Genomic DNA, 16,127 nt, shown 5'->3' with positions numbered 1-16,127 from the left:
ACCAACCTGTCCCTTGTTGGCAGACAGAAGGACTCAGCATGTTAGACAACCTGACCAACCGCCTGTCCGGCGTCATCAAGAACCTGCGCGGCAATGCCCGCCTGACCGAAACCAACATCCAGGATGCACTGCGGGAAGTCCGCATGGCATTGCTGGAAGCCGACGTCGCACTTCCTGTTGTTAAGGCATTCATTTCCCAGATCAAGGAACGTGCTCTGGGTCAGGAAGTCATGGGCAGCCTGACACCGGGGCAAGCCCTGGTCGGCGTGGTCAACGAAGAACTTGTCAAATTGATGGGGGAGAAAAACGACGCCCTCAATCTGGCAGCTGTTCCGCCAGCCATTGTACTGATGGCTGGCCTGCAGGGTGCAGGTAAAACCACAACCGTTGGCAAGCTGGCCAAATTACTGAAAGAAACCCAGAAGAAGAAAGTTCTGGTGGTTTCCGCTGACGTTTATCGTCCAGCTGCGATCGAGCAGCTGAAATTGCTGGCTGAACAGGTAGGTGTCGAGTGGTTCCCCTCCGACGGCAATCAAAAGCCGGTGGATATCGCACGTGCCGCTGTTGATCATGCAAAGCGCCACTTTTTTGATGTACTGATGGTGGATACCGCCGGTCGCCTGGCCATTGATGAAGCAATGATGGCCGAGATCAAGGCGGTCCACGCCGCCATCAATCCGGTCGAAACGCTGTTTGTGGTGGATGCCATGCAAGGCCAGGATGCAGTCAATACTGCGCAAGCCTTTAATGAAACCCTGCCGCTGACCGGCGTTATCCTGACCAAGATGGATGGTGACTCGCGCGGTGGTGCCGCGCTGTCCGTACGCCACATCACGGGCAAACCGATCAAGTTTATTGGTGTTGGCGAGAAGGTAAGCGGGCTTGAGGCCTTCCACCCGGATCGTATCGCCAGCCGTATTCTTGGCATGGGTGATGTGCTGTCCCTGATCGAAGAAGTCCAGAAGGGCATCGATCAGGATGAAGCTGCTGCCATGGCCAAGAAGCTCAAGTCTGGCAAGGGCTTTGACCTGGAAGACTTCAAGGCCCAGATGCAGCAGATGAAGAAAATGGGCGGCATGTCCAATCTGCTCGAGAAAATGCCTGGTCAGCTTGGTCAGATGGCCAAGGGTATTCAGGGTGCAGAAGCAGAAAAGTCCATGCGTCGCATTGAGGGCATCATCAATGCCATGACCATGGAAGAGCGTCGCAAGCCCGAGTTGATCAAGGCCAGCCGCAAACGCCGCATTGCCGCAGGCTCCGGTGTGACGGTGCAAGAGGTCAACCGCCTGCTGAACCAGTTTGAGCAGACCCAGAAAATGATGAAGCAGTTTTCAGCCAAAGGCGGGCTGATGAAAATGATGCGCGGCATGAAAGGCATGATGCCGGGGATGTAAGCAAAACGGGTGCTCAGCACCCGTTTTGCTTGATGTGAAGGGAAATCATGTTGTTTGATGTAGTGGTACTCACCAAGCAAAGTCTGCTGGAACTGGATACCGATGACTGGTACTGCAAACAGGTCCATCACGAAGATGGTTTGGTGCGGGATGCCCTGACAAATCAGGGTTTGCGTGTCGCACGCAAAGCGTGGGATGACCCGGATTTTGACTGGCAGCAAACGCGAAGCCTGCTGTTTCGGACCACCTGGGACTACTTTGACCGCTATGCAGAATTCCGCCCTTGGCTGAACAAGGTGGCCAAGCAGACTACCCTGTTTAATAGTGCAGCTCTTATCGACTGGAATATCGACAAGCATTACCTGCGCTTCATTGCAGAAAAAGGCATCAATGTCGTGAAGACCCACTACATTGAAAAGGGTGATAAGCACACCCTGGCACAATGCCTGGCGGAGAGTGGCTGGTCAGACGCCATTCTCAAGCCGGTTGTGTCAGGATCGGCACGGCATACTTACCGTCTTGCGCCCGCGAATGCACTGGCACTGGAATGCACTTTTGCTGAACTGGTTCAACAGGAGGCACTGCTGTTACAGCCTTTCCAGCATGCAATTCTGACCGAAGGCGAGATATCGCTGATGGTGATTGATGGTCAGTTCAGCCATGCCATCCGCAAGGTGCCAAAAACTGGCGACTTCCGGGTACAGGATGATCATGGCGGCAGTGTCCATCCACACATGGCCAGCCATGATGAGCAGCAGTTTGCGGAACAGGCGGTTGCCTGCGTTCCGTTTGATGTGCTTTATGCGCGTGTGGATATCGTGCGCGACAATGCCGGTCAGCTAGCCATCATGGAAGTTGAAATGATTGAACCGGAGCTTTTTTTCCGCTATCGACCTGAAGCTGCCGATAGCCTGGCTAGCGGATTAGCACGCCGCCTGGCCGCGCTGTAAAAATAGATTTGTTTTGTACTGAAACCTGCCAGCATGTCTGGCACACCACGTTTGGAAATACCTCGTCATGAATCTGAACCCGCTGATCGCCCTGAGTCCTCTGGATGGCCGTTACGCCGCCCAGGTTGAAGGCTTGCGCAACCTGTTCTCCGAATATGGCCTGATGAAATTCCGTATCAAGGTTGAACTGGAATGGCTGAAAATGCTGGCCGCCGAGCCGGGCATCGAGGAGGTGAAACCTTTCTCCGAAGCGACTATCCGTGAAATCGATGATGTCATTGCCAACTTCACCGTGCAGCATGGTGAAGAGGTGAAGGCAATTGAAGCCCGCACGAACCATGACGTCAAAGCGATCGAATACTGGCTGAAAGAACGCCTCTCCGGCAATGCAGAAGTAATGGCAGCCAGCGAGTTCATTCACTTCGCCTGCACTTCCGAAGACATCAACAACCTGTCGCATGCACTGATGCTGAAGACCGCACGCAATACCGTGGTCTTGCCTGCGCTGGACGAAGTGATTCACAAGCTGCAACAACTGGCGCACGAACTGGCTGACCTGCCCATGATGTGCCGTACCCATGGCCAACCCGCCACGCCGTCCACCATGGGCAAGGAACTGGCCAACACCGTTTACCGCCTGAAGCGCCAACGTGAACAACTGGTGTCGCAGGAAATCCTTGGCAAGATCAACGGTGCCGTTGGCAACTACAATGCGCATCTGGTTGCCTACCCGCAAATCGACTGGGAAAGCCTGTGTGGCCGCTTCGTCTCCGGACTGGGTCTCACCTTCAATCCTTACACCATCCAGATCGAGCCGCATGACTACATGGCCGAGCTGTACCAGGTGGTAGGCCGCATCAATACCATACTGATCGACCTGAATCGCGATATCTGGGGCTACATCTCGCTGGGCTACTTCAAGCAAAAAGTGAAGAAGGACGAAGTAGGCAGCTCGACCATGCCGCACAAGGTCAATCCGATCGACTTCGAAAACTCCGAAGGCAATCTGGGCATGGCCAATGCCATTCTGCAACACCTGGCAGAAAAGTTGCCGGTTTCCCGCTGGCAGCGCGACCTGACCGACTCCACCGTACTGCGCAATATGGGCGTTGGCTTCGGCTATACCATGCTGGGTTTCAAAGCCTGCCTCAAAGGTCTGAACAAGCTGGAAATCAATCCGGCAGCCATTACCGAAGAACTGGGTCGCAGCTGGGAATTGCTGGCCGAACCGATCCAGACTGTAATGCGCCGCTACGGTGTACCCAACCCTTACGAGCAATTGAAAGAGCTGACCCGCGGCAAGGATGGCATTACCCGCGAAACTCTGTCCGCTTTCATCAAGGGGCTGGAAATTCCGGAAGCTGAAAAGGTACGTCTGCTGGAGCTGACTCCGATTGCCTACGTTGGCAAGGCGGCGGAACTGGCAAAACGCATCTGATCATCCCTGACCGGCCAAGCAAACCGCCTTCGATGAAGGCGGTTTTTTATTGCCTATTGTCTTAGGCATGAATCAGAAAAAGAAATGGGCCATCTTCCAAAGAAGACGGCCCGAAAATATGACTCGAGGGAATACGTTCCTGAACAGCAAACTGAACGTAATGGTGTGCTTGCGCACATACAAGAAAAGACCACTCTTGGGAGTGGTCTTTTCTTGAAAACTTGGTTGCGGGGGCAGGATTCGAACCTACGACCTTCGGGTTATGAGCCCGACGAGCTACCAGACTGCTCCACCCCGCGTCAGAGAAATGAATAGTACCTGCTATTTCTCGAAGCGTCAAGCTTTCGTCCGAAAAAAGCAAACGCCTGCGAGTGCAGGCGTCTCCATCGGGACATGCATTACTTGATATTGCTTTCAACCTTGGCTTTGGCAATGACGTCATTGAGCACTTCGATCAGACGCTCCGGAGCCGCCGGTGACAGCGCATACTTGCCATTCACGACAATGGTAGGCGTTCCTTCGATGTTGTAGGCGCGAGTGATCTGGCTGGCGCGTGCAACCTGACTGTTGATACCGAAGGAGTTATAGGTTTGCATGAACTTGGCCAGGTTCACACCAGGCTGTTTCTTCAGCCAGTCATTCAGCACCGAAGGATCGGCCAGGTTGATTTTCTGCTGCATGACGGCGTCAAACACCGGCGCATTCAGTTTCTCCATGTATCCCGTGACATTCAGCGTGGCAAACAGGCGGGCAAAACCTTCCATCGGCTTTTGCCAAACAATCTGCTCGCGACGGAAATCAACATAGGCCGGCTTTTTCTTTTCCCAGGCGGTGATCAGCGGGTCCAGATGAAAACAATGGATGCAGGTGTAGGAGAAAAACTCGATCACCTCAACCTTTTTGGGATTAGCCACCGGCTGCGGCTTGGCCATCAGCACATAATCCTTGCCCAGCTCGGAAGCAGCATTGGCAAAACCACTGACCAGCAACAAGGTCATCAACAACCATTTTTTCATTTTTTGTCCTCTAGACGTTTATTTGAATCACTCTGCCTTGACGACGGCAGCATTGATACCATCCTGCTTCAACTGGGCACGCAGGCGATCGATATCTTCAGGCTTGCTCAATGGGCCGATGCGGACGCGATGGACCATGCCCTTGTCAGGAATCGAAACAGACTGGATTTTGGCTTCAACACCCAGCAAGGCAAGCTTGGCCTTGAGGTTGTCCGCTTCATTTTCATTCTGAAAGGAACCCAGTTGCAGGAAGACCTTTTTGGCTGGTGCGACAGCAGAAGGTTCCCGGTCTTTACCTGCTGCCTTGCCATCGGCAGGGACTGCATCCACCTGACCGGGCAGGATTTTGTAGAAGTCGAAACGCTGTTCATCCTTGGCCGTAGTGGCCGGGGACGTAGCCGGTTTGTTCTTGGCACTTGCCGCAGGAGCCGTGCTTGTGGCCGCCGGCGGCTCTGCGGGCATGGGTGGTGGTACCGGCTGTTCGACTTTCACCGGAGCAGAAGCAGCAGGTGCCGGCTGATTGGCTTGCACATCAGCAATCTTGGTACCCGGCTCCAGAAGTTCAGTCGATGGTGCCGAGCTTGCAGCAGAACCGGCTTTGCGATCCAGTTTTTCCAGATTGGAAAATGGCGTTGCAGAACGATTAAGATACATGGCGAGGCCCACTGCAACGGCAACGCCCACGATAAGGCCGATGACAATGCCCGCTACCAGCCCCCCGCCTCCACTCTTGCGGCCAGGACGTCCTCGCCCGGAAGCGCTGGTACGAGAGGAATTCTTCACATCACGATTTGCCATGTACTACTACCATTTCCATACAATCAATCGGTACATTATCTATTAAAACCAGACGAAAATATATTTACCGAATCACACACCAAAACCACTCCTTCTTAATTGAATGGCTTGCAGCATATGATTCCGTTCCAGTTTCACGCTTCCTTGCAGATCCGCCACCGTACGCCCGATGCGTAATATCCGGTGATAACTTCTGGCCGACAGTCCCAACTTCTCCAAAGCTCCTGCCAGCAAGGCAAGTGCAGCCGGGTTTGCGGCAGCATATTGCTCCAGCGCCAATCCGGAAAGACGGGCATTACTGCATCCCTGGCGCTGTAACTGCACATCACGTGCCTGCTGAACCCGAAGACGCACCAGCTGGCTTGACTCTCCGGCCACCGAACTGGTGAGTTCATCCGCACCTAGTGCCGGAACTTGTACATGCATGTCGATCCGGTCCAGCAACGGGCCCGACAATTTGCCGACATAGCGGGCAATCTGTTCCGGAGTGCACTGGCAGCGACCGGAAGGCTGCCCCTGATACCCGCAAGGACAGGGATTCATGGCGGCAACCAGTTGAAAGTCGGCGGGGAAAATGGCTTGGCGGCTGGCACGCGAAATATGGATTACTTTGGACTCCAAAGGTTCACGCAATACTTCCAATACCTTGCGATCGAATTCAGGCAACTCATCCAGAAACAACACGCCATGATGGGCCAGACTGATTTCACCGGGCCGCGGGTCTGAACCGCCGCCAACCAGGGCAACGGCTGACGCGGTGTGGTGCGGAGCCCTGAATGGTCTTTGGCGCCATTGCTCCAGTAAAAAGCCTCGCGTGCCAAGTGACTGAACCGAGGCGGCCTCCAGCGCTTCTTCCTCATTCATCGTTGGCAGAATGCCCGGCAAACGCGACGCCAGCATGGACTTCCCCGTACCCGGCGGCCCTACCAGCAACAGGCTGTGTCCACCTGCAGCGGCAATCTCCAGGGCATAACGTGCTGCAACCTGGCCTTTGACATCGGCCAAGTCCGGATAAACGGGCCGCGAGTCATTCTGGTTGACGACGATGGGTGAACAGGGCTGGGTGCCATTCAGGTGTGCACAAACTTGCAGCAAGCTATCCACGGCATAAACCTGATCTGCCAGCACCAACGCAGCTTCCTGAGCACAGTCTCGCGGCAACATGAAGGCACGGCCTGCACGACGTGTTTGACATGCCATGGCCAGGGCGCCGCGCACTGCACGCAGCTGGCCACTCAGTGCAAGTTCGCCGGCAAATTCATAGTCTGCAAGATGTGGGCATTGTATCTGGCCGGCGGCAACCAGAATGCCAATAGCAATGGGAAGGTCAAAACGGCCAGAGTCCTTGGGCAGATCAGCCGGTGCCAGATTGACCGTAATGCGACGCGCGGGGAATTCAAAGCCGGAATTGAGAATGGCGGCCCGGACACGGTCCCGGCTTTCCTTCACTTCGGTGTCGGGCAAGCCGACGATGGTGAACTGCGGAAGTCCATTGGCCAGATGGACTTCAACGGCAACTTCCGGGGCATGCAGCCCGGCCAGAGCACGGCTCGCTACTACGGCCAGAGCCATCGTGCTCAGGAATGACCCAACTCAGCCTGGGCTTCGGTCCTGGCCTGGGCTTCCTCAGGGAAAACCTGGGCTTCAAGCTTGGCCAGGCGGGCTTCCAGTGCAGTCAGTTTTTCACGGGTACGGATCAGTACTTCCTGTTGCACATCGAATTCTTCGCGGGTCACCAGATCCATGCGGGAGAAAGTGGATGCCATCATGGCCTTGATGTTCTTCTCGATATCCTTGGCCGGACTGGCTGCGATGGTATCGCTGATCTTGCTGCTGATTTCTTCAAAAATCTTCTGACTCAACATCTTGGTGCTCCTTTGCAGGTAATCGATAGTCCGCTTCGAGTGTAGCAAAATCCATTCGGCGCTGCAGCGCAGCGAGCAGCGCACCAATTGAGTGCAGAGACTCAATAATAGATGCTCCGCCTTGGTGCTGACAGCCATTAATGCTCAGCAATTACAGATTTAATCGCGGAAAACACTTAGGTAACAGCAAGATAATAAGCTGGCACGGTTTATGCAGTAGTGTTCCTCAGTAACGCAAGCAACTAACCGGGTCCACCGAAAAGGAGTGAACATGAAACTGGTCACCGCCGTGATCAAGCCCTTCAAGCTTGATGAAGTACGTGAAGCGCTATCCGCCATTGGCGTGCAAGGCATTACCGTCACGGAAGTCAAAGGATTTGGCCGTCAGAAAGGTCATACCGAGCTGTATCGTGGCGCTGAATATGTCGTGGACTTCCTGCCCAAGGTCAAACTGGAAATTGCCATTGATGACAGTCTGCTGGACCAGGTTGTCGAGGCCATCGAAAAATCGGCACGTACCGGCAAGATTGGTGATGGCAAGATTTTCGTCTTCGATCTTGAACAAATCGTGCGGATCCGGACCGGGGAAACCGGTACCGACGCGGTTTAAGTCACGCTATAGCCATACAGGGGAAATCACATGAAGAAGAAACTTGCTGCCTTGGGTACCGGCCTGTTGTCACTGGCCCTGCCCGTTCTGGCTGATGCACCGGCAGGTCCGGCCATGGCTGACTTCAAGGTCATCAACTCCGGCGACACAGCCTGGATGCTGACCTCCACCGCACTGGTGCTGTTCATGACCATTCCGGGCCTGGCCCTGTTCTACGGCGGCATGGTCCGCAAAAAGAACGTGCTGTCCACCCTGATGCAAAGCTTTGCCATTACCGCACTGGTCACCGTACTGTGGGCCGTCGTTGGCTACAGCCTGGCCTTTACCGTCGGTAACCCCTATCTGGGTGACCTGAGCCGTGTCTTCCTGGATGGCATGGACTACATTGCCGACACCAAGAAAGTGGCGGTGCACCCGGCTGCCGGCACCATCCCGGAATCGGTGTTCATGATGTTCCAGATGACCTTTGCCATCATTACCCCGGCACTGATCACCGGCGCATTTGCTGAACGGATGAAATTCTCTGCCCTGCTGATCTTTACCGCGCTGTGGTCCTTGCTGGTTTATGTGCCGGTTGCCCACTGGGTATGGGGTCCGGGCGGCTGGATGAGTGGCCAGGGCGTGCTGGACTTTGCTGGCGGCACCGTAGTTCACATCAACGCTGGTATTGCCGGCCTGATCTGTGCCCTGGTGATGGGCAAGCGTGTGGGTTTTGGCAAGGAAGCCATGCCGCCGCATAACCTGATCCTGACCCTGATTGGCGCTTCCATGCTGTGGGTAGGCTGGTTCGGCTTCAATGCCGGCTCTGCAGGTGCTGCTGATGGTCGTGCCGGCATGGCCATGGTGACCACCCAGGTTGCCACCGGTCTGGCTGCACTGGCCTGGACTTTTGCTGAATGGATTCACAAGAAAAAGCCGTCGGTACTGGGCATTGCTTCCGGTGCTGTAGCTGGTCTGGTTGCCATCACCCCTGCAGCTGGTTTCGTGGATGTGAAAGGTGCCCTGATTATTGGTGCAGTGGCTGGCGTGGTTTGTTTCTGGGGTGCAACTGGCCTGAAACACATGCTGGGCTACGATGACTCGCTGGATGCCTTCGGTGTACACGGTGTTGGCGGTATCGTTGGCGCGCTGCTGACCGGTGTGTTTGCGGTGAAGAGCATTGGTGGTTCCGAAGGTAGTCTGGCTACCCAGGCTATCGGTGTGGGTGTGACCGTGGTGTACTGCGCCATCATCACCTTCATCCTGCTGAAAATCATTGATGTGGTTGTTGGTCTGCGTGTGGCTGAAGATGAAGAACGCGAAGGTCTGGATGTGGTTCTGCACGGCGAGCGTGTGGAGTAAGCAGCCAACACCATCAACAAGTTGTGGTAAGGGACTTCGGGGCGCTTCGGCGCCCTTTTTTTCTGCCCAAGTTAAACTGACATGAAAAAAGCACCGAATGAATCGGTGCTTTTTTGATCCTGCAACAACAGCTAACTGGTCTGGTTTACAGACCAGCGTCAGCGCGCAGCGCTTCCACCTTGTCGGTACGTTCCCAGGTGAATTCCGGCTCTTCGCGGCCGAAGTGGCCGTAAGCCGCGGTCTTGCCGTAGATCGGGCGCAGCAGGTCCAGCATCTGGATGATGCCTTTCGGGCGCAGGTCGAAGTGCTTCTTCACCAGCTCCACGATCTTTTCGTTCGGGATCTTGTTGGTGCCGAAGGTATCCACCGCAATCGAGGTCGGCTCGGCCACGCCGATGGCGTAGGAAACCTGGATCTGGCACTGACGGGCAAGGCCGGCGGCCACGATGTTTTTGGCCACGTAGCGGCCGGCATAGGCTGCCGAGCGGTCTACCTTGGACGGGTCCTTGCCGGAGAAGGCACCACCACCGTGCGGTGCTGCACCGCCATAGGTGTCAACGATGATCTTGCGACCGGTCAGGCCGCAGTCGCCCATCGGGCCGCCAATGACGAAGCGACCGGTCGGGTTGACCAGATACTTGGTTTCGGCAGTCAGCATTTCCGGCGGCAGTACCGGCTTGATGATGTCTTCGATGACGGCTTCGGTCAGGGTCTTGTGGTCGATTTCGGGGCTATGCTGGGTGGACAGCACCACGGTGTCGATGCGCTTGGGCAGGCCGGTTTCACCATCGTAGACGCAGGTGATCTGGCTCTTGGCGTCCGGGCGCAGCCACGGCAGGCGGCCGTCCTTGCGCAGTTCGGCCTGGCGCTGCACCAGACGGTGGGCGTAATAGATGGGGAAAGGCATCAGCGTCGGGGTTTCGTCGCAGGCATAACCGAACATCAGGCCCTGGTCGCCAGCGCCCTGGTTCAGGTCCAGGCCTTCGCCTTCGTTCACGCCCTGGGCGATGTCTTGCGATTGCTTGTCGTAGCAGGCCATCACGGCGCAGCCGTGGTAGTCGAAACCCAGCTCGGAGTTGTCGTAACCGATGCGCTTGATGGTCTCGCGTGCAATCTTGATGTAGTCGACATTGGCCGAGGTGGTGATTTCACCAGCCAGTACCACCAGGCCGGTGTTGACCAGGGTTTCGGCTGCTACGCGAGCGTATTTGTCTTCGCGCAGGATGGCATCGAGGATGGCATCGGAGATTTGGTCGGCTACTTTGTCCGGATGGCCTTCCGATACCGATTCCGACGTAAACAGATATTCGCTCATTTGTTTGTTGATTCCCGAATAAAGCAAAACAGTGTGATGATAAAATAGGCCGCTTTACGATCACCACTGACTAAACCATGTCCAAGCTGGTCCAACTCGTGTTGTCCTTGCTGGCGCGTTTGCCGCTGTCGTGGCTGCAATGTCTCGGCACCATTCTGGGGCGGCTTACTTACCTTTCATCCCCCCGCTACGCAGAGCGGATGAGAAGTAATCTGGCGTCGAGTAAAATCTGTGAAAATTATCAGGTTTTACAAGGACTAGTCAAACAATCCGCACTGGAAACCGGTAAAGGTGCACTGGAATTGTCAATAGCCTGGTGCCGGGAGCCGGAAAACATTGCCGCACTGGTAAAAGCCTGTCATGGCTGGGAGCATGTTGAGCGCGCCTTGCAAGCCGGCCATGGTATCGTTTTTGTCACCCCGCACCTTGGCAGTTATGACATTGCCGGCCGTTACATCAGCTCGCGTCTGCCCTTTCCCTTGACTGCCATGTACCGGCCGCCAAAACTGACCTGGCTGGAACCGGTGATGCAGGCAGGCCGCGCCCGTGGCAAGGGCAAGACCGCGCCGGCAACCGGTGCCGGTGTGCGCATTCTGATGAAGGCTTTGAAATCGGGCGAGGCAACCATCATTCTGCCCGATCAGGTTCCAGGTAACGGGGAAGGCGTATGGGCACCGTTTTTTGGCAAACCGGCTTACACCATGAGCCTGGTGCCACGTCTCGCGCAGGTGAGCGGGGTGGAAGTGCTGTTTTTTGTTGGCGAGCGACTGCCACGTGGCGAGGGCTTCGTCGTGCATATCGAAGCCATGCCCCAGCCATTCAGTGGTGACAAGGATGCCGATTGTGCGCTGCTCAACCGGACCGTGGAAGACATGATCCGCCGCTTCCCCAGCCAGTACCTGTGGAGCTACAACCGTTACAAATGTCCTGCGGGCGTTACTCCGCCGGACCATGAGCAAGGAAACCCATGAAGATTGTTTTTGCCCTGTTATGGCTGATTCGCCTGCTGCCCATGTGGGCGATTGGCTTGCTGGCGGATGGAATTGGCTTGGTGGCCTATCATCTGGCTGCAGACCGTCGCAAGGTGGGCCTCACCAACCTGCGTATTTGCTTCCCTGATATGAGTGAGGCTGAACGAAAGCGGCTGATCAAGTCCAACTTCGGCTACATGATCCGCCTGGCGCTGGAATACGGCGTCGCCTGGTGGAGCTCTGCCGAGCGTATCCGCAAGCTGGTCACCATCAAGAATCTGCACATCGTGGAGGAGCTGCGCGCCAAGGGTGAGGATGTGATCCTGTTTTACCCGCACTTTGTCGGCTTCGAGATGTGTGTTTTCGCGCTGAACCAGGTACTGCCGATGGTGAGCGTTTACTCGCAGCAGAAGAACGACACGCTGGATGCCCAGATCTACGCTGGCCGTCAGCGCTACAACAATTGCTATATCGTGCCGCGTAACGAGGGCCTGCGCTCCATCATCAAGGCCATGCGCAAGGAACACACGCCCTTCCTCTACCTGCCTGATCAGGACTTCGGAGCGCGCGACTCGGTGTTCGTGAAATTCTTCGAGAAGGATGCCGCGACAATTACCGGCCTGTCACGCATCAGCAAACTGGCCAAGGCGCATGTGGTTCCCTTGATCGCGCGCCGTGTAGGCAATCGCTTCGAGCTGGAATTTTATCCGGCGTGGGAAAACTACCCGACCGATGATGTAGTAGCTGATACACGGCGCATGAATGCCTTCCTCGAAGAACGGATCCGCGAGATACCCGACCAGTACTTCTGGCTGCACAAACGCTTCAAAAGCCGGCCAGAAGGTGAACAGCGCATTTATTGAATGCCATGCCTGCAACAAGAAAACCCGGCACAGTGCCGGGTTTTTTCTTGTCTGTTGCAATTGGAAAGCCCGCAGATAAGGATCAATCCTTCCTTAAAGGACCTTTAACCTTCCAACATGGCGCGTCTGCCCTCCCCTGCTACCCTGCACTCCCATGCCAGACGACTGCAAACCCAGTCGCTACCTGCAAGCAATCCGTTGTCCTGATCAGGGAATGACAGGCCATGAAAAAACCCGGCCGGGGCCGGGTTTTCTTTGCAAGCTGAACTGCCTAGTGACTGCGCTTCTTCCAGAACATCTGGTAGACGAAACCGGGAAACGCAAACACCACAAACAAGGCAACCGTCGTGACATAGAACTGCCAGTGCTGTTGTTGGACCGGCATCTGCTTGGCCTCGAGAAAACGGGCAAACAGGCCGACCAGCAGAAACAGCACGGCCATTTCCAGCAAGCGCCAACCAAAATGCTTGTTGGCAACCGGCAGCACACCAGCCAGACGCGAGGTCAGGAACGGCAGGTTTGCCGCCAGGAAGGCGACGATCAGCAAGGTAGCAACACTGGCTTGCATGTACAGGGCTTTCGCTTAGATGGCTGCCAGCGATTGCTTCATCGCTTGCATGCACAGCACAATCACACGTTCCGGCACTACGCCCAGTACCAGCAGCGCAATGGCATTCAGCGACAGCACCAGCTTCATGTCGGCACGCATCACGATGGCGGAAGTATCCTGTGCTTCGTCGAAGTAGATGTTCTTCACTACACGCAGGTAGTAGAAGGCACCAATCAGCGACATCATCACGGACACCACGGCCAGCCAGTACAGATGGATGTCTGCAATGGCCTTGATCACGGCGAACTTGGCATAGAAACCAGCCAGCGGCGGAACACCGGCCATGGAGAACATGGTCAGCAGCATCAGCAGGGCATACCAGCTGTTGCGGCTGTTCAGGCCCTTCAGGTCGTCCAGGGTTTCGCATTCGAAACCGGCACGGGACAGCCCCAGCAGGATACCGAAGCTGACCATGGACATCAGCACGTAGATCAGAGCGTAGAACAAGGCAGCGGCGTAACCATCCGGGGTACCAGCCAACAGGCCCAGCAGCAGGAAGCCCATATGGGAGATGGTGGAGTAAGCCAGCATGCGCTTGATGTTGGTTTGTGCAATGGCAGTGATGTTACCGATTGCCATTGACAGCACAGCCACCAGAGCCAGCATGGCCTGCCAGTCGGCGACCATGGCTTCTAGGCCTTGTACCAGGATGCGCAGCACAAAGACAAACGCAGCCAGCTTCGGCGCTGCACCCACCATCAGGGTAACGGCTGTGGCCGAGCCTTGGTAAACGTCCGGTACCCACATGTGGAAGGGAACGGCACCCAGCTTGAAGCACAAACCAGCCACGATGAACACCAGGCCAAATACCAGCAGCATGTCGTTGGCGGTATGCGCCTTGATTGCCTTGGCAACCAGCGCCAGATCCAGCGTGCCAGTGGCACCGTAAATCATGGAGATACCGTACAACAGCAAACCGGAAGCCAGTGCACCAAGCACGAAGTACTTCATGGCCGACTCGGTTGCTTTCACCGAGTCGCGCTGCAGCGCAATCAGCGAATACAGCGACAGCGACAGCAGTTCCAGACCCATGTACAACGACACGAAACTGGAAGCAGATACCATGAAGTTCATGCCCAGCAGAGCAAACAGTGCCAGGGAGAAGAACTCGCCGCGCAGCAGGCCTCGGTCAGCAATGTACTGACGGCTGTATACCAGCACGATGGCGGTACTGCCGTACATGGCCAGCTTTACCAGACTGGACAGTGCATCGCTGACAAACATGCCAGAGAAGGTATGTACCGGCACCACCGGGTAGGTTTGCACCTGCAACACGGCACAGACTGCCAACGTCAGCAAGGCGAGGCCGTAATGCATGCCGCGCTTTGCGTCCGAAATAAAGGCATCGAGCATGAGGATGACCAGAATTGCCCCGGACATGAACAGTTCGGGCAATGCAGGCATCAGGTTCAGATCAGCCCAATTCATTATGTTTTCCTTATGGCCTTAGCTTAGAGCTTGGTCTGCGCAACATGCGCAATCAGGTCATTTACCGACAGGTGCATCTTCTCGACGAAGCCTTGCGGATACAGACCCATGCCCAGCACCGCAATGGCCAGAACGACCAGCACCAGGAACTCGCGTTTGTTCACGTCAGCCATTTCTTCAACGTGGTGATTGCTCACCTCGCCAAAGATCACCCGCTTGTACATCCACAGTGTGTAAGCAGCACCGAAGATCAGGGTGGTTGCGGCCAGCGCGGCGTACCAGAAGTTCACCTGTACCGCACCCATGATCACCATGAACTCACCGGCAAAACCGGAAGTCGCCGGCAGACCGGAGTTGGCCATGGCAAACAGCATCATGAAGGCAGCAAAGATCGGCATCTTGTTGGCCACACCACCGTAGTCGGCGATGTTGCGGCTGTGCACGCGGTCATACATCACACCGATACAGAAGAACATGCCGGCGGAAACGAAACCGTGCGACACCATTTGTACCAGCGCGCCTTCAACCGCCCACTGGTTCAGGTGCGAACCGGTGAACATGAACATGCCCAGAGTAACGAAACCCATGTGGGAAATGGAGGAGTAAGCCACCAGTTTCTTCATGTCGGTTTGCACCAGCGCCACCAGACCGATGTACACCACGGCAACCAGCGACAGGGCAACCATGATCCACGACAGTTCACGTGCTGCATCCGGCAGGATGGGCAGGGCAAACCGCAGGAAGCCGTAAGCACCAATCTTCAGGGTGATGGCTGCCAGCACCATGGAACCGCCAGTCGGCGCTTCCACGTGGGCATCCGGCAACCAGGTATGCACCGGCCACATCGGCACCTTCACGGCGAACGACAGGAAGAAGGCGATGAACAGCAGGATCTGTACGTGCAGCGGAATCTTGGCAATTGCCTGGAAGGCCTGGATGTCGAAAGTCTTGCCAGCCTGGAAGTACAGGTAGATCAAGGCAACCAGCATCAGCAGCGAACCGAGCAGGGTGTACAGGAAGAACTTGAAGGATGCATACACACGACGCGGACCACCCCAGACACCGATGATCAGGTACATCGGGATCAGCATGCCCTCAAAGAAGACATAGAACAGGATGGCATCCAGCGCGGCAAATGCACCGTTGATCAGGCCGGACATGATCAGGAAAGCGGCCATGTACTGCGACTGGCGCTTCTTGATGACTTCCCAGCCAGCCAGCACCACCATCAGGGTGGTGAAGCTGTTAAGGATGACAAACAGCATGGAAATGCCGTCAACACCCAGATGGTACTGGATGCCGAAGGAGGCAATCCACGGCTTTACTTCCTCGAACTGCATGCCGCCGTTCAGATTGTCAAAGCCGGTAAACAGCGGCAGGGACAACAGAAAACCGATCAGGGCACCGGCTACGGCGACCCAGCGAGCCAAGGTGGCCCGTTGGTCTCCTCCCGTAGCCAGTACCAGCAACCCGGCCACGATCGGGGCCCAGATCACCAGACTTAACTGATTTGTGAACATAGTCAAAA

General features: G+C 55.8%; 15 protein-coding genes and 1 tRNA gene. 7 read left to right on the top strand and 9 right to left on the bottom strand.

Features of this window, described 5'->3' with window-relative positions; translation table 11 throughout:
• Positions 1-38 precede the first annotated feature (38 nt).
• From ffh to purB, 3 genes are all read left to right on the top strand, one after another.
• Positions 39-1,394, top strand: a complete 1,356-nt coding sequence (gene ffh, locus JHD62_RS13060; RefSeq protein WP_199103261.1) for a signal recognition particle protein — start codon at positions 39-41, stop codon at positions 1,392-1,394.
• Between the two features lie 47 nt (positions 1,395-1,441).
• Positions 1,442-2,344: a RimK family alpha-L-glutamate ligase gene (locus tag JHD62_RS13055; protein ID WP_199103260.1), complete on the top strand. Its 903-nt coding sequence runs from the start codon at positions 1,442-1,444 to the stop codon at positions 2,342-2,344.
• A gap of 67 nt (positions 2,345-2,411) precedes the next feature.
• Positions 2,412-3,782 (top strand): adenylosuccinate lyase, encoded by a 1,371-nt coding sequence (gene purB, locus JHD62_RS13050; protein WP_089083795.1) that lies wholly within the window; start codon positions 2,412-2,414, stop codon positions 3,780-3,782.
• 222 nt (positions 3,783-4,004) lie between these two features.
• Here purB and JHD62_RS13045 read toward each other — a convergent pair.
• From JHD62_RS13045 to JHD62_RS13025, 5 genes are all read right to left on the bottom strand, one after another.
• Positions 4,005-4,081, bottom strand: a tRNA-Met gene (locus JHD62_RS13045).
• 99 nt (positions 4,082-4,180) lie between these two features.
• Positions 4,181-4,798, bottom strand: coding sequence for a thiol:disulfide interchange protein DsbA/DsbL (locus JHD62_RS13040; protein WP_199103259.1), 618 nt, complete (start codon positions 4,796-4,798; stop codon positions 4,181-4,183).
• A gap of 27 nt (positions 4,799-4,825) precedes the next feature.
• The gene (locus JHD62_RS13035) at positions 4,826-5,596 is read right to left on the bottom strand and encodes an SPOR domain-containing protein (protein ID WP_199103258.1); all 771 of its coding nucleotides are present in this window, start codon (positions 5,594-5,596) and stop codon (positions 4,826-4,828) included.
• A gap of 72 nt (positions 5,597-5,668) precedes the next feature.
• Positions 5,669-7,168 (bottom strand): YifB family Mg chelatase-like AAA ATPase, encoded by a 1,500-nt coding sequence (locus JHD62_RS13030; RefSeq protein ID WP_199103257.1) that lies wholly within the window; start codon positions 7,166-7,168, stop codon positions 5,669-5,671.
• 5 nt (positions 7,169-7,173) lie between these two features.
• Positions 7,174-7,461 (bottom strand): accessory factor UbiK family protein, encoded by a 288-nt coding sequence (locus JHD62_RS13025; protein ID WP_199103256.1) that lies wholly within the window; start codon positions 7,459-7,461, stop codon positions 7,174-7,176.
• A 271-nt stretch (positions 7,462-7,732) separates the two neighbouring features.
• On the opposite strand from JHD62_RS13025, the gene glnK reads away from it, so the two are divergent.
• Together glnK and JHD62_RS13015 are read left to right on the top strand one after the other, a co-directional pair.
• Entirely contained in the window at positions 7,733-8,071 is a 339-nt protein-coding gene (gene glnK, locus JHD62_RS13020; protein ID WP_045845429.1) for a P-II family nitrogen regulator, read from the top strand.
• A 30-nt stretch (positions 8,072-8,101) separates the two neighbouring features.
• Positions 8,102-9,412 carry an ammonium transporter gene (locus tag JHD62_RS13015; protein WP_199103255.1) on the top strand — a complete coding sequence of 437 codons (1,311 nt, stop codon included), beginning with the start codon at positions 8,102-8,104 and terminating at the stop codon, positions 9,410-9,412.
• A gap of 145 nt (positions 9,413-9,557) precedes the next feature.
• On the opposite strand, the gene metK is transcribed toward JHD62_RS13015, so the two are convergent.
• A complete protein-coding gene (gene metK / locus JHD62_RS13010; protein ID WP_062786391.1) occupies positions 9,558-10,727 on the bottom strand; it encodes a methionine adenosyltransferase in 1,170 nt (389 codons plus the stop codon).
• A 77-nt stretch (positions 10,728-10,804) separates the two neighbouring features.
• Here metK and JHD62_RS13005 point away from each other — a divergent pair, with 77 nt between their 5' ends.
• Together JHD62_RS13005 and JHD62_RS13000 are read left to right on the top strand one after the other, a co-directional pair.
• Complete coding sequence (locus JHD62_RS13005) at positions 10,805-11,698, top strand: lysophospholipid acyltransferase family protein (RefSeq protein ID WP_199103254.1); 894 nt, start codon at positions 10,805-10,807, stop codon at positions 11,696-11,698.
• Complete coding sequence (locus JHD62_RS13000; RefSeq protein WP_199103253.1) at positions 11,695-12,561, top strand: lipid A biosynthesis lauroyl acyltransferase; 867 nt, start codon at positions 11,695-11,697, stop codon at positions 12,559-12,561. The genes JHD62_RS13005 and JHD62_RS13000 overlap by 4 nt, the downstream gene beginning before the upstream one ends.
• Before the next feature lie 271 nt (positions 12,562-12,832).
• Here JHD62_RS13000 and JHD62_RS12995 read toward each other — a convergent pair whose 3' ends face one another.
• Genes JHD62_RS12995 through JHD62_RS12985 form a run of 3 tightly spaced genes read right to left on the bottom strand, consistent with a single transcriptional unit; the run spans position 12,833 to position 16,119 of the window.
• Positions 12,833-13,129 (bottom strand): DUF2818 family protein, encoded by a 297-nt coding sequence (locus JHD62_RS12995; protein WP_045847638.1) that lies wholly within the window; start codon positions 13,127-13,129, stop codon positions 12,833-12,835.
• A 15-nt stretch (positions 13,130-13,144) separates the two neighbouring features.
• A complete protein-coding gene (gene nuoN, locus JHD62_RS12990) occupies positions 13,145-14,599 on the bottom strand; it encodes an NADH-quinone oxidoreductase subunit NuoN (RefSeq protein ID WP_045847639.1) in 1,455 nt (484 codons plus the stop codon).
• 23 nt (positions 14,600-14,622) lie between these two features.
• Positions 14,623-16,119, bottom strand: a complete 1,497-nt coding sequence (locus JHD62_RS12985) for an NADH-quinone oxidoreductase subunit M (RefSeq protein ID WP_045847640.1) — start codon at positions 16,117-16,119, stop codon at positions 14,623-14,625.
• Positions 16,120-16,127: the final 8 nt, after the last annotated feature.

Source organism: Aquitalea sp. ASV11 (genome assembly GCF_016429185.1).
Lineage (GTDB): Bacteria > Pseudomonadota > Gammaproteobacteria > Burkholderiales > Chromobacteriaceae > Aquitalea > Aquitalea pelogenes.
This window is presented reverse-complemented; position numbering and strand designations above follow the sequence as displayed.